The 12,824-nt window shown below is 62.8% G+C and carries 11 protein-coding genes; 8 read left to right on the top strand and 3 right to left on the bottom strand.

Going from position 1 to position 12,824, the window contains the following annotated elements:
• Positions 1–312: 312 nt before the first annotated feature.
• From FPB55_RS02045 to FPB55_RS02035, 3 genes are read right to left on the bottom strand one after another with little or no spacing between them, the layout of a single operon-like run.
• Positions 313–1,080, bottom strand: a complete 768-nt coding sequence (locus FPB55_RS02045) for a TerB family tellurite resistance protein (RefSeq protein ID WP_009685244.1) — start codon at positions 1,078–1,080, stop codon at positions 313–315.
• A 1-nt stretch (position 1,081) separates the two neighbouring features.
• Positions 1,082–1,753 carry an N-acetylmuramate alpha-1-phosphate uridylyltransferase MurU gene (murU, locus tag FPB55_RS02040; RefSeq protein ID WP_009685243.1) on the bottom strand — a complete coding sequence of 224 codons (672 nt, stop codon included), beginning with the start codon at positions 1,751–1,753 and terminating at the stop codon, positions 1,082–1,084.
• Positions 1,750–2,769 carry a phosphotransferase gene (locus FPB55_RS02035; RefSeq protein ID WP_029885947.1) on the bottom strand — a complete coding sequence of 340 codons (1,020 nt, stop codon included), beginning with the start codon at positions 2,767–2,769 and terminating at the stop codon, positions 1,750–1,752. Before FPB55_RS02035 ends, murU begins: the two co-directional genes overlap by 4 nt.
• Positions 2,770–2,899: 130 nt before the next feature.
• Between FPB55_RS02035 and FPB55_RS02030 the strand changes: the two genes are divergently transcribed.
• From FPB55_RS02030 to FPB55_RS01995, 8 genes are all read left to right on the top strand, one after another.
• Complete coding sequence (locus FPB55_RS02030; protein WP_029885946.1) at positions 2,900–5,707, top strand: LPS-assembly protein LptD; 2,808 nt, start codon at positions 2,900–2,902, stop codon at positions 5,705–5,707.
• Positions 5,682–7,007 (top strand): peptidylprolyl isomerase SurA, encoded by a 1,326-nt coding sequence (gene surA, locus FPB55_RS02025; protein WP_029885945.1) that lies wholly within the window; start codon positions 5,682–5,684, stop codon positions 7,005–7,007. Before FPB55_RS02030 ends, surA begins: the two co-directional genes overlap by 26 nt.
• Positions 7,004–7,993, top strand: coding sequence for a 4-hydroxythreonine-4-phosphate dehydrogenase PdxA (pdxA, locus tag FPB55_RS02020; RefSeq protein ID WP_144187450.1), 990 nt, complete (start codon positions 7,004–7,006; stop codon positions 7,991–7,993). Before surA ends, pdxA begins: the two co-directional genes overlap by 4 nt.
• Complete coding sequence (gene rsmA / locus FPB55_RS02015; RefSeq protein ID WP_054906107.1) at positions 7,990–8,793, top strand: 16S rRNA (adenine(1518)-N(6)/adenine(1519)-N(6))-dimethyltransferase RsmA; 804 nt, start codon at positions 7,990–7,992, stop codon at positions 8,791–8,793. Before pdxA ends, rsmA begins: the two co-directional genes overlap by 4 nt.
• Positions 8,794–8,997: 204 nt before the next feature.
• Entirely contained in the window at positions 8,998–9,378 is a 381-nt protein-coding gene (gene apaG, locus FPB55_RS02010) for a Co2+/Mg2+ efflux protein ApaG (RefSeq protein WP_029885942.1), read from the top strand.
• Positions 9,378–10,244 carry a symmetrical bis(5'-nucleosyl)-tetraphosphatase gene (locus tag FPB55_RS02005; protein WP_009685235.1) on the top strand — a complete coding sequence of 289 codons (867 nt, stop codon included), beginning with the start codon at positions 9,378–9,380 and terminating at the stop codon, positions 10,242–10,244. Before apaG ends, FPB55_RS02005 begins: the two co-directional genes overlap by 1 nt.
• Positions 10,245–10,258: 14 nt before the next feature.
• Positions 10,259–10,591 carry a thiosulfate sulfurtransferase GlpE gene (gene glpE, locus FPB55_RS02000; RefSeq protein WP_009685234.1) on the top strand — a complete coding sequence of 111 codons (333 nt, stop codon included), beginning with the start codon at positions 10,259–10,261 and terminating at the stop codon, positions 10,589–10,591.
• Positions 10,592–10,875: 284 nt separating this feature from the next.
• Positions 10,876–12,798 (top strand): PrkA family serine protein kinase, encoded by a 1,923-nt coding sequence (locus FPB55_RS01995; RefSeq protein ID WP_009685233.1) that lies wholly within the window; start codon positions 10,876–10,878, stop codon positions 12,796–12,798.
• Positions 12,799–12,824: the final 26 nt, after the last annotated feature.

The following is a 12,824-nucleotide window of genomic DNA, read 5'->3' as shown; positions in this document are numbered from 1 at the left end:
GCCTGTCAGATTGAGCGCCGCCCGCGCGGCGCATCGCGAGCTGCGCTCGCTCCTACGTTTTTTTCGGGCCAATTATGCCTGGGGGATTTGCGCGCGAACGCCTTGGCGCATGCCTCAATATCGCGTCGTATGAATCAGGCGGTCGCGCGCGCCCCTCACAGGCCTCACTGGCCCGAAACAAACGTAGGAGCGAGCGCAGCTCGCGATGCGCCGCGCGGGCGGCGCTCGATGTCTCAGGCGCTGCATATCTTCTGACAAACACCTGCCAGCCCTGCTGCGATCCCTGGGGCTGGCTTGCCGGCGATGAGGCACTCAAAGGCCCCGCCGCTTGCGGATCATGGCATAGGCCTGGTGCAACTCCCGCGTGCGCTCGGTTGCTTCACGCACCTGTGCCTCGCTGGCGCCGGTGCCTGCCAGCTTGTCCGGGTGATGCCGGCTGACCAGCCGGCGATACGCCTGTTTGACCTTGTCAGCTTCGGTGTCCGCCTCTACCGCCAGCAAGCGCAACGCCGCCGCATAGGTCATGGCCAACCCTTCCGGCCGGGCAGCCCTGCGCGGCTCGTATTCCACCGACATGGCCTGCACCTGGCGCCGGCTCAGGCCCAGCTTCTGCCCCCAGTCCAGCAGCAGCTCACGCTCCTTGTTGCCCATCTTGCCGTCGGCCCAGACCATGCGCCAACAGGCGCGCAAGGTGCCTTCGGCCGCATGCGGCTGTTCGCGAATCCGCCGCAAGTGGCCGCCTAGCCGGTCCTTGCCGGCCTTGCCACGGTTGAACGCCTTGATGGCGCGCAAGCGGGCCGGCTCCGCCAGGTCCAGCCGCGACATTTCCTGACGCGCCTGCTGGATATGCTGCTCGGCCACCCGGCCATCGCTCTTGGCCAGGCGCCCCAGCATCACGAACAGCAACTCATCGTCAGCCAGCGCCGGACGCCCGCTCAGGCGGTCGCGCATGTCATCCCAGCCCTGCAGGCGCAAGCGGCGGTCGAGGGCCTGGCCGAGCAGCAGCCCCAACAGCGCCCCGGGGATATTGGCCACGGCAAAGCCCGCGCCAGCGCCAATCAGTGTGCCTGGCCACCACATGTCAGGCGCGCTCGCCGATCAGCCGCTCGGCCTCGGCCAGCCGCTCGAGCGTGCCGACGTCCACCCAGTGCCCGCGGTAGTGCTCGCCCGTGACCCGGCCAGCCGCCATGGCCTGGCGCAACAACGGCGCCAATTTGAAGGCACCAGCCTGGCAACCCGCGAACAGCGCCGGGTGCAAGACCGAGATACCACTGAACGTCAGCGTACCCGGCGCGTCGTCGCCATCGACCACCTGCCCGTCCGCCAGGCGGAAGTCGCCACGGCCATGGTGGCCAGGGTTATCGACCAGCACCAGGTGCGCCAGGCCTTGCAGGGGGGCCTGCAGGCGGGTGAAGTCGTAGTCGGTCCAGACATCGCCGTTCACCAGCAGGAACGGATCGTCGCCCAGCAAAGGCAGTGCTTTGAAGATGCCGCCGCCGGTTTCCAGCGGCTCACCCTCCGGCGAGTAGCAAATGCGCAGGCCGAAGCGGCCGCCATCGCCCAGGTGCTCTTCGATCTGCTGGCCGAGCCAGGCATGGTTGATCACCACTTCGCGGACACCCGCAGCCGCCAGCGCACGCAGGTGGTACTCGATCAGCGCCTGGCCGGCGACCGGAACCAACGGTTTGGGGGTATGCAGCGTCAGCGGGCGCATGCGTTCACCCTTCCCCGCCGCCAGGATCATTGCCTTCATGCACGCGCTCCGGCTTGCAGCTCGGCAATCAGCTCACCCAGCTCCGCCAATTCGGGCCGGCGACCGATCACTTCTTCTATATAGGCGAAGAAACGCGGCACGTCGCCCAGGTAGCGCGGCTTGCCGTCGCGGTGGCAGATACGGGCAAAAATGCCGATCACCTTCAAATGGCGCTGCACGCCCATCAGGTCGCTGGCACGCTGGAACGCCTCGAACTCAGCATGAACCGGGATTCCGGCCGCCACTGCCCGCTCCCAATAGGCACGCAACCAGCCTTCGACGCGCGCCTGTGGCCAGCTGAGGAAGGCATCCTTGAACAGGCAGGTAATGTCGTAGGTGACCGGGCCGTACACCGCATCCTGGAAGTCCAGCACGCCAGGGTTCGGGGTGCTCTGCATCAGGTTGCGCGGCATGTAGTCGCGGTGCACCAGCACTTTCGGCTGGGCCAGGGCGCTGTCGATCAACAGTTGGCTGACGCGCTGCCAGGCAGCTTTCTGGCTATCGTTGAGGGCCAGGCCAAGCTCGCGCCCTACGTACCATTCGGGGAACAGTTCAACCTCGCGGCGCAGCAGGGCGTCGTCGTAGCTGGGCAACTGGGCGTCCATTGGCAGGCGCTGGAACTTCAGCAACGCCTCGATGGCGTCGGCGAACAGGCTGTCGGCATTGTCTTCATCAATGATGTCCAGGTATGTCTGGTGACCCAGGTCACCCAGCAGCAGGAACCCACGCTCCAGGTCCTGGGCGTGGATCTGCGGCACATTCACACCGGCGCTGGCCAGCAGGTGGTCGATGGCGACGAACGGTCGGCAGTTCTCCTGCGGCGGGGGCGCGTCCATGACCACGAAGCTGTGCCCAGCCCCCTGCCAGCGGAAGTAACGGCGGAAGCTGGCATCGCTGCTGGCCGCGGTCAGGCGGCCTTCGGGCACCTCGCCCCAAGCCTTGCTGCGGAAAAGGTCATCGAGCTGCTCGGCGAGCCAGACCGTCAGCTGTTGCAGGCGTACATCGTGTTCAGGCATTACAAGGGTCTCCGACGGCCCTAGCCGTCAAGCGGGTCATGCTTTATTATCCAGCATCTTTTTCAGACCATCGAGAGGCGTGCGGCCCCACACGCGGGCAGATGGCACGCAGGAAGCCCGGACTAATAAGATGGCATTGAAATCCCCCGCGTTTCGTAGAAAGTTTCCGTTGCTGGTCACCGGCGGTCTGCTGGCCCTGCAACCTCTGGCCACATCGTACGTGGTGGCAGCCGAGCAGTTTGACTGCCAAGTGTCCGCCGCCGGCGGCTGGGACTGCAAGCCCAAGACCCCAGCCAGCAACCTGCCGCCACGCCCGGTGCACGAAGGTGCCGCCGTCAGCGGCGGCACCGAAGCCGCGAGCGGAGGCGAAACTGCGGACCGGCCGGTGCTGGTCACCGAGGCCAAAGGCCGCGGCCTGAAGTCGCGCAGCGAAGACTACAGCCACCTCGACTGGGTGCCGCGTGAAAAGCTCACTGCCGCACAGCTGGCCGAAACCGGCCCGTACTGCGGTGGCGCCTACATCGAGCCAACTCGCCCAGGCATGGCCGACACCACGCCCAAGGATGAGTCGCCGACCTACATCAATGCCAAGGTGTCCAAGTACCAGCAGGAGCAGCAGATCGCTACCCTCGCCGGTGACGTGGTCATGCGCCAGGGCAGCATGCAGGCCGAAGCGGACGAGGCCAACCTGTACCAGGCCGAAAACCGTGGCGAGCTCAAAGGCAACGTCAAGATCCGTGACAACGGCTCGCTGGTAGTCGGTGACCAGGCACAGATTCAGCTCGACACGGGCGAAGCCCAGGTCGACAACGCCGAATACGTGATGCACAAGTCGCATATCCGCGGCAGCGCCCTGTACGCCAAGCGTGGCGAAAACGCCATCATCCGCCTCAAGGACGGTACGTACACCACCTGCGAACCGGGCAGCAACGCCTGGCAGCTGAAGGGCAACAACATCACCCTGAACCCGGCCACCGGCTTCGGCACCGCGACCAACGTCACCCTGCGGGTCAAGGATTTCCCGGTGTTCTACACACCGTACATCTACTTCCCGATCGACGATCGTCGCCAGTCCGGCTTCCTGCCACCTTCGTTCAGCAGCAGCAGCGACACCGGCTTCATGCTGGTCACGCCGTACTACTTCAACCTGGCGCCGAACTACGACGCCACGTTGTACCCGCGCTACATGACCAAGCGCGGCTTGCTGATGGAAGGCGAATTCCGCTACCTGACCAAGTCCAGCGAAGGCCAGTTCGGCGGCGCGTACCTGAACGACAAGAACGACGACCGCAAAGACCAGACGGACTACAAAGACCAGCGCTGGATGGTCAACTGGCAGCACAAGGGTGGCCTGGACGAACGCCTGATGACCGAGGTGGACTACACCGACATCAGCGACCCGTTCTACTTCCAGGACCTGGAGTCCGACCAGATCGGCGTGGAAAGCCGCGACGTGCTGAACCAGCAGGGCGCGCTGACCTACCGTGGCGACAGCTACACCGCGCGCCTGAACGTGCATGCCTACGAAATGGCGACCATTTCGCAGATCACGCCGTATGACCGCCTGCCGCAGCTGACCCTCAACGGTACCCTGCCATTCCAGCCAGGCGGCCTGAACCTGGGTTACGAGACCGAAGCGGTACGCTTCGAGCGTGACTTGAAGAACGACACCGTGTTCGACAAGGATGGCAACCTCGACCTCACAGCCGGGCCAGACGGTCGTCGCCTGGATCAGAACATTCAAGGCATCGAGCGAGCCAACGGCACGCGCCTGAATGTGGCGCCGTCCATCAGCTACCCGATGACGGCCAGCTACGGGTTCCTGACGCCCAAGCTGAAATATGCCTACACCCAGTACGACCTGGACCTCGACAGCAAAGGCAAGGCCGATGCAATCGCCCTGGAAGCTCGAAATCCAACCGCCTACGGCAGCTACGACAGCTCCGTAAGCCGCGATGTACCGATCTTCAGCGTCGACAGCGGCCTGTACTTTGACCGCAATACCTCGCTGTTTGGCAACAACTACCGTCAAACCCTCGAACCGCGCATGTTCTACCTGTACGTCCCGTACAAGGACCAGAAGGACATCCCGCTGTTCGATACTGGCGAAACCCTGTTCAGCTACGATTCGCTGTTCCGCGACAACCGCTTCAGCGGCACCGACCGCATCGGCGACGAGAACAAGCTGTCGCTGGGTGTCACCACCCGCTGGATCGAAGACAACGGCTTCGAGCGCCAGAACTTCAGCATCGGCCAGGCCTACTACTTCAAAGACCGCAAGGTACAGTTGCCGGGTATCGACTACCGCACCCGCAAAGACTCGCAGTCCGACGTGTCGCCATACGCCCTGGTGTACAACTACTACTTCAACCGCGACTGGCGCTTCAATTCGGACTTCAACTGGGACCCGGACAGCCACAGCACCCGCTCGGGCAGCGCGATGTTCCACTACCAGCCTGAAGACAACCCGAACAAGATCGTCAACCTCGGCTACCGCTACCGTAACGACACCATCGCCTACGACTCGACAACGGGTACCTGGAAGGTGGGCGGCGGTGACTATGGCACCCCAGGCGATCCGAACTACATCAAGGATTACTACAAGATCCAGCAGCACGATTTCTCGGTCATCTGGCCGATCGTGCCACAATGGAGCGTGATTGCCCGCTGGCAGCATGACTACAACCGCAACCGCACCCTGGAAGCCATGGGTGGTTTCGAATACGACAACTGCTGCTGGAAGCTGCGTCTGGTCAACCGGTACTGGATCGACTACGACGATTTCAGCCAGGCCCTTCCGCAGAACGAAAAAGGCGACCACGGTGTCTTCCTTCAGATCGTCCTGAAAGGCCTCGGTGGTGTAGTTGGCAACAAGGTCGAATCTTTCCTCGACCAAGGCATTCAAGGTTACCGTGAACGTGAAGACCAAGCTTATTGATCGACTGCGCCCAGTGCTGCTGGGCGTCGCTTTGCTGAGTGGCGCGGTGCATGCCGCGGTACAGCCGCTTGATCGCGTGGTGGCCATCGTCGACAACGACGTGGTCATGCAAAGCCAGCTGGACCAGCGCGTGCATGAGGTTCAGCAAACCATCGCCAAGCGCGGCGGCAGCGTGCCGCCCGCCGGCGCCCTGGAACAGCAGGTACTGGAACGCCTGATCGTCGAAAACCTGCAACTGCAGATTGGCGAACGCTCCGGCATTCGCATCACCGACGAAGAACTGAACCAGGCCATCGGCACCATTGCCCAGCGCAACGGCATGTCGCTGGACCAGTTCCGCGCAGCGTTGGCCCATGACGGCCTGTCGTTCGACGACGCCCGCGACCAGGTCAAGCGCGAGATGATCATCAGCCGCGTGCGCCAACGCCGCGTGGCCGAGCGCATCCAGGTGTCGGAGCAGGAAGTGAAGAACTTTCTCAACTCCGACATGGGCAAGATGCAGATGTCGGAAGAGTACCGCCTGGCCAACATCCTGATCCCCACCCCGGAAGCCGCCAACTCGGCAGACATCCAGAAGGCTGCACGCCAGGTGGGCGAGGTGTACCAGCAACTCAAGCAAGGCGCGGACTTCGGCCAACTGGCCATCGCCCGCTCCGCCAGCGAAAACGCCCTGGAAGGCGGCGAGATGGGTTGGCGTAAAGCGGCCCAGCTGCCACCAGACTTCGCCAAGATGCTCAGCAGCATGCCCGTGGGTGAAATCACCCAGCCGATCCGCATCCCCAACGGCTTCATCATCCTCAAGCTGGAAGAGAAGCGTGGTGGCAGCGAGAACGTGCTGCGCGACGAAGTGCACGTGCGCCACATCCTGATCAAGCCAAGCGAGATCCGCAGCGACGCGGCCACCGAGCAACTGGCCGAGCGCCTGTACGAACGCATCAAGAACGGCGAAGACTTCGCCGAACTGGCGAAAAGCTACTCGGAAGACCCGGGCTCAGCGCTCAACGGCGGTGACCTCAACTGGGTCGACCCGAACAGCCTGGTGCCCGAGTTCCGCGAGCAGATGGCCAACGCCCAGCAAGGCGTTGTGACCAAGCCGTTCAAAACCCAGTATGGCTGGCACGTGCTGGAAGTACTGGGCCGTCGGGCCACCGACAGCACCGAGCAGGCGCGTGAGCAACAGGCCCTGAACGTGCTGCGTAACCGCAAATACGACGAAGAGCTGCAAACCTGGCTGCGCCAGATCCGCGACGAAGCCTACGTTGAAATCAAGCTGCCTGGCGCCGACCAGGCCGCCCAGTGAAGCCCCTGCGCTTCGCCGTCACCCCCGGCGAGCCGGCCGGCATAGGTCCTGACCTGTGCTTGCTGCTCGCCGCAGACGCCCAGCCCCACCCCCTGATTGCCATCACCAGCCGTGACCTGCTCGCCGAGCGGGCCACCCAGCTGGGGCTGGCTGTCGACCTGTTGCCGGTTGCCCCGGGCCAATGGCCCGAGCAGCCAGCGCCAGCGGGCAGCCTGTATGTTTGGGATACACCGCTGGCGGCCCCGGTAACACCGGGCCAGCTCGACACGGCCAACGCCGCGTTCGTGCTGCAAACCCTGACCCGTGCAGGCCAGGGCTGCCTGGACGGGCACTTCGCCGGGATGATCACCGCCCCCGTGCACAAGGGTGTGATCAACGAGAGCGGCATCGCCTTTTCCGGGCACACCGAATTCCTCGCCGAACTGACCCAAACCGCACAAGTGGTGATGATGCTGGCGACCCGCGGCCTGCGCGTGGCCCTGGTTACCACCCACCTGCCGCTGCGGGACATCGCCGACGCCATCACTGCCGAGCGCGTCGAGCGGGTTACCCGCATCCTGCATGCAGACATGCGCAACAAGTTCGGCATCACCGCCCCACGCATCCTGGTGTGCGGCCTCAACCCGCATGCCGGCGAAGGCGGCCACCTGGGCCGCGAAGAAATCGACATCATCGAGCCGACCCTGGCCCGCCTGCGCGCCGAAGGCATGGACCTGCGCGGGCCGCTGCCGGCCGATACCCTGTTTACCCCCAAATATCTGGAGCACTGCGACGCGGTGCTGGCGATGTACCACGACCAAGGCCTGCCCGTACTCAAGTACAAGGGTTTTGGTGCGGCCGTGAACGTGACCTTGGGCCTGCCGATCATCCGTACCTCGGTTGACCACGGCACCGCCCTGGACCTGGCCGGCAGCGGCAAGGTCGACACCGGCAGCCTGCGCGTCGCGCTGGAAACCGCCTACCAGATGGCCGAGAACCGACCATGAACGAGCAATACCAACACCGGGCGCGCAAGCGCTTCGGCCAGAACTTCCTGCACGACGCCGGCATCATCGACCGTATCCTGCGCGCTATCCACGCCAAGCCTGGCGAACACTTGCTGGAAATCGGCCCGGGCCAGGGCGCCCTGACTGAGGGCCTGCTGGGCAGCGGCGCGCAACTGGACGTGGTCGAGCTGGACAAGGACCTGGTGCCGATCCTGCAGCACAAGTTCGCTGACCGCAGCAATTTCCGCCTGCACCAGGGCGACGCCCTGAAGTTCGACTTCAACCAGCTGGGCGTCCCGCCGCGCAGCCTCAAGGTGGTGGGTAACCTGCCCTATAACATCTCCACGCCGCTGATCTTCCACCTGCTCAGCCATGCCGGGCTGATCCGCGACATGCACTTCATGCTGCAGAAGGAAGTGGTCGAGCGCATGGCCGCCGGCCCTGGCGGTGGTGATTGGGGGCGGTTGTCGATCATGGTGCAGTACCACTGCCGCGTGGAACACCTGTTCAACGTTGGCCCTGGGGCGTTCAACCCGCCACCGAAAGTGGATTCGGCCATCGTGCGGCTGGTGCCGCACGAAGTGCTGCCTCACCCGGCCAAAGATGCACAACTGCTGGAGCGGGTGGTGCGTGACGCGTTCAACCAGCGCCGCAAAACACTGCGCAACACCATGAAGGGCCTGCTCGACAGCGCGGCCATCGAAGCTGCCGGCGTGGATGGCAGCCTGCGCCCGGAGCAGCTGGACCTGGCCGCCTTCGTGCGCCTGGCCGATCAGTTGGCCGATCAGCCCAAAGCCTGATTCGACCTGATCCGGCCTCTTCGCGGGCACGCCCGCTCCCACAGGTAAATCACCCCTCAAATGCGGTGGGATCCTGTGGGAGCGGGCGTGCCCGCGAAGAGGCCAGCCCAGGCAACACAAAACCCCCAGCCCTTCCACCGCTGGCCCTCCCCCCCGCCAATGGCCTAGACTGCATTATTGCGTCAGTTCGCCCAAGGCCCTTGCATGTCCGACCCCCGCTATCAAATCGACGTCAGCGTCGTGACCCGCTACCTCAAAGAGCAATCCGACCCAGAAAACAGTCGTTTCGCTTTCGCCTACACCATTACTGTGCAGAACAACGGCTCGCTGAAAGCCAAACTGCTGTCGCGCCACTGGCTGATCACCAACGGTGACGGCAAGGTCGAAGAAGTGCGCGGCGCCGGGGTGGTCGGCCAGCAGCCCAATATCGAGCCGGGCCAAAGCCACACCTACAGCAGTGGGGCTGTCATCAGCACCCGCGTAGGCACCATGCAGGGCAGCTACCAGATGTTTGCCGAAGACGGTAAACGTTTCGATGCCGAGATCGCCCCGTTTCGCCTGGCGGTGCCCGGGGCCCTGCACTGATGGCCACTTACGCCGTCGGCGACCTGCAGGGCTGCCTGCAGCCACTCAAATGCCTGCTCGAACGCGTACGCTTCGATCCCGCCGTGGACCGCCTGTGGCTGGTGGGCGATCTGGTCAACCGCGGCCCCGAGTCACTGCAAACGCTGCGCTTTCTGTACTCCATGCGCCAGTCCCTGGTCTGCGTGCTGGGCAACCACGACCTGCACCTGCTGGCCGCCTGGCACAACGTCGAGCGCCTGAAGAAAAGCGACACCTTGCGCGAGATCATCGAAGCGCCAGATGCGGATCAGTTGTTCGACTGGCTGCGCCAGCAAAAGCTGCTGCACTACGATGAGGCGCGGGGCGTTGCCATGGTTCATGCCGGCATCCCGCCGCAGTGGACGCTCGGGCAAGCCCTGAAGCTGGCAGACGAGGTGGAACAGGTGCTGCGCGATGACACTCGCCTGAAGTTGTACTTAGATGGCATGTACGGCAACGAGCCGAACAAGTGGAGCAAGAACCTCACCGGTATCGAGCGCCTGCGGGTCATCACCAACTACTTCACGCGCATGCGCTTCTGCACCGCAGAAGGCAAACTCGACCTCAAAAGCAAGGAAGGCCTGGGCACCGCGCCCAAAGGCTACAAACCCTGGTTTGCCCACAAGGACCGCCGCTCGCGGCACGTGAAGATCATCTTCGGCCACTGGGCCGCCCTTGAAGGGCGCGTCGACCAGCCTGACGTCATCGCCCTGGACACCGGCTGCGTGTGGGGCGGCGCCATGACCCTGTACAACCTCGACAGCGGCCAATACCACCGCTGCGACTGCGCCGCCGACGGCACCCTGCGCCAGCCGGCACAACCCACTACACTCAATGACCACACCTGAAGGAAGTAGTACCCATGAGCGAATTCAAGCGCATCCCTCCCGAGCAGGCCTTGGAGCTTCGCAAGCAAGAAGGTGCGGTCGTGGTCGATATCCGTGACTCGCAAGCCTTTGCTGCCGGCCACATTACCGGCGCCCGGCATCTGGATAACCATTCGGTTGCCGAGTTCATCCGCAATGCCGACCTCGACGCCCCCACCCTGGTGGTCTGCTACCACGGCAACTCCAGCCAGAGCGCTGCCGCCTACCTGGTAGGCCAGGGCTTCTCGGACGTGTACAGCGTCGACGGTGGTTTTGAACTGTGGCGCACCACCTACCCGGCCGAGACAGCCCAAGGCGCTGCCGAATAAATATTTTCATTTTTACTGCAGCCCGCGCCCTGCGCGGGCTTGCGGCTTACCTGACGAACGGTCGTTCGTAACTTCTGCACTCCTCGCCCCTTGACCTTGCAGATAACCAACTACGCTTAAGCTCAGGCCATCCAAAAAAGGGGAGAGCCGGTACACCGGCGTGCGGGTCATCGGTAGCGTAACAGGGTGTTCTGGGGGGTATACAGCAACTGGCGAACCCGGTTGCTTGCCAGCATCAGCTGACTGATCCGGCGTCGTCTCCACGTATCGAGCGAGGTGACGTCATGAGTATTTTTAGCCACTTCCAACAACGTTTCGAGTCAACGCGCCAGGAAGAACTCTCGCTGCAGGAGTACCTCGAGCTGTGCAAAGAGGATCGCAGTGCCTACGCATCGGCGGCCGAACGGCTGTTGCTGGCCATCGGTGAGCCAGAGCTGATCGACACCTCTACCAACTCCAGGCTGTCGCGCATTTTTTCCAACAAGGTGATCCGCCGCTATCCAGCCTTTGCCGACTTCCATGGCATGGAAGAGTGCATCGACCAGATCGTGTCGTACTTCCGTCACGCCGCCCAGGGCCTGGAAGAGAAGAAACAGATCCTCTACCTGCTGGGCCCGGTAGGTGGCGGTAAATCGTCGCTGGCGGAAAAACTCAAGCAGCTGATGGAGCGGGTACCGTTCTACGCCATCAAGGGCTCACCGGTGTTCGAATCGCCATTGGGCCTGTTCAACGCCACCGAAGACGGGGCCATTCTCGAGGAAGAGTTCGGCATCCCGCGGCGCTACCTCAACACCATCATGTCGCCCTGGGCAACCAAGCGGCTGCAGGAGTTCGGCGGCGATATTTCCAAATTCAAAGTGGTCAAGCTCTACCCTTCCATCCTCAACCAGATCGCCATCGCCAAGACCGAACCGGGCGATGAAAACAACCAGGACATCTCTGCCCTGGTCGGTAAGGTCGACATTCGCAAGCTCGAGGAATACCCACAGAACGACGCCGACGCCTACAGCTACTCGGGGGCACTGTGCCGGGCCAACCAGGGCCTGATGGAATTCGTGGAAATGTTCAAGGCGCCGATCAAGGTCCTGCACCCCTTGCTCACCGCCACCCAGGAAGGTAACTACAACAGTACCGAAGGCCTCGGGGCCATCCCGTACACCGGCATCCTGCTGGCCCACTCCAACGAATCGGAGTGGCACACCTTCCGTAACAACAAGAACAACGAAGCGTTCATCGACCGGATCTACATCGTCAAAGTGCCGTACTGCCTGCGCGTCAGCGACGAAATCAGGATCTACGACAAATTGCTGGTCAACAGTTCGCTGTCCAAGGCCCATTGCGCTCCGGACACGCTGAAAATGCTGGCGCAATTCACGGTGCTGTCGCGGCTCAAAGAGCCTGAAAACTCCAATATCTATTCGAAAATGCGCGTGTACGACGGTGAAAACCTCAAGGACACCGATCCTAAGGCCAAGTCGATTCAGGAATACCGCGACTCGGCCGGCGTCGACGAGGGCATGAATGGCCTGTCGACCCGCTTCGCCTTCAAGATCCTGTCCAAAGTGTTCAACTTCGACCCACACGAAATTGCCGCCAACCCCGTGCACCTGTTGTATGTGCTGGAGCAGCAGATCGAACAGGAACAGTTCCCTGCAGAAGTGCGCGAACGCTACCTGCGCTACCTGAAGGAGTACCTGGCACCGCGCTACATCGAGTTCATCGGCAAGGAAATCCAGACAGCGTACCTGGAGTCCTACAGCGAATACGGCCAGAACATCTTCGACCGCTATGTGCTGTACGCCGACTTCTGGATCCAGGACCAGGAATACCGCGACCCGGAAACCGGCGAGATCCTCAACCGCATCGCGCTCAACGAAGAGCTGGAGAAAATCGAGAAGCCGGCCGGCATCAGCAACCCGAAAGACTTCCGCAACGAGATCGTCAACTTCGTACTGCGCGCACGCGCCAACAACAATGGCAAGAACCCAAGCTGGCTGAGCTACGAAAAACTGCGGGTGGTGATCGAGAAGAAAATGTTCTCCAACACCGAAGACCTGCTGCCGGTCATCAGCTTCAATGCCAAAGCCAGCAAAGAGGACCAGAAGAAACACAACGACTTCGTCACCCGAATGGTGGAGCGTGGTTATACCGACAAGCAGGTGCGCCTGCTGTCGGAGTGGTACCTGCGGGTCAGGAAATCGCAATAAAGCGGCAAGCCGCCTAGTGCCAAGCT

Origin of the sequence: Pseudomonas sp. BJP69 (genome assembly GCF_007633355.1) — a bacterium.
GTDB lineage: Bacteria > Pseudomonadota > Gammaproteobacteria > Pseudomonadales > Pseudomonadaceae > Aquipseudomonas > Aquipseudomonas juntendi.
The sequence above is the reverse complement of the archived record's forward strand: the minus strand, read 5'-3'. Positions and strand labels throughout refer to the sequence as shown.

Bases quoted from the DNA above. Each gene is read 5' to 3' on its own strand.
- glpE (WP_009685234.1), top strand. From the start codon at position 10,259: ATGAGCGAATTCAAGCGCATCCCTCCCGAGCAGGCCTTGGAGCTTCGC.
- murU (WP_009685243.1), bottom strand. From the start codon at position 1,753: ATGAAGGCAATGATCCTGGCGGCGGGGAAGGGTGAACGCATGCGCCCG.
- FPB55_RS02030 (WP_029885946.1), top strand. From the start codon at position 2,900: ATGGCATTGAAATCCCCCGCGTTTCGTAGAAAGTTTCCGTTGCTGGTC.
- FPB55_RS01995 (WP_009685233.1), top strand. From the start codon at position 10,876: ATGAGTATTTTTAGCCACTTCCAACAACGTTTCGAGTCAACGCGCCAG.
- FPB55_RS02005 (WP_009685235.1), top strand. From the start codon at position 9,378: ATGGCCACTTACGCCGTCGGCGACCTGCAGGGCTGCCTGCAGCCACTC.
- apaG (WP_029885942.1), top strand. From the start codon at position 8,998: ATGTCCGACCCCCGCTATCAAATCGACGTCAGCGTCGTGACCCGCTAC.
- rsmA (WP_054906107.1), top strand. From the start codon at position 7,990: ATGAACGAGCAATACCAACACCGGGCGCGCAAGCGCTTCGGCCAGAAC.
- FPB55_RS02035 (WP_029885947.1), bottom strand. From the start codon at position 2,769: ATGCCTGAACACGATGTACGCCTGCAACAGCTGACGGTCTGGCTCGCC.
- FPB55_RS02045 (WP_009685244.1), bottom strand. From the start codon at position 1,080: ATGTGGTGGCCAGGCACACTGATTGGCGCTGGCGCGGGCTTTGCCGTG.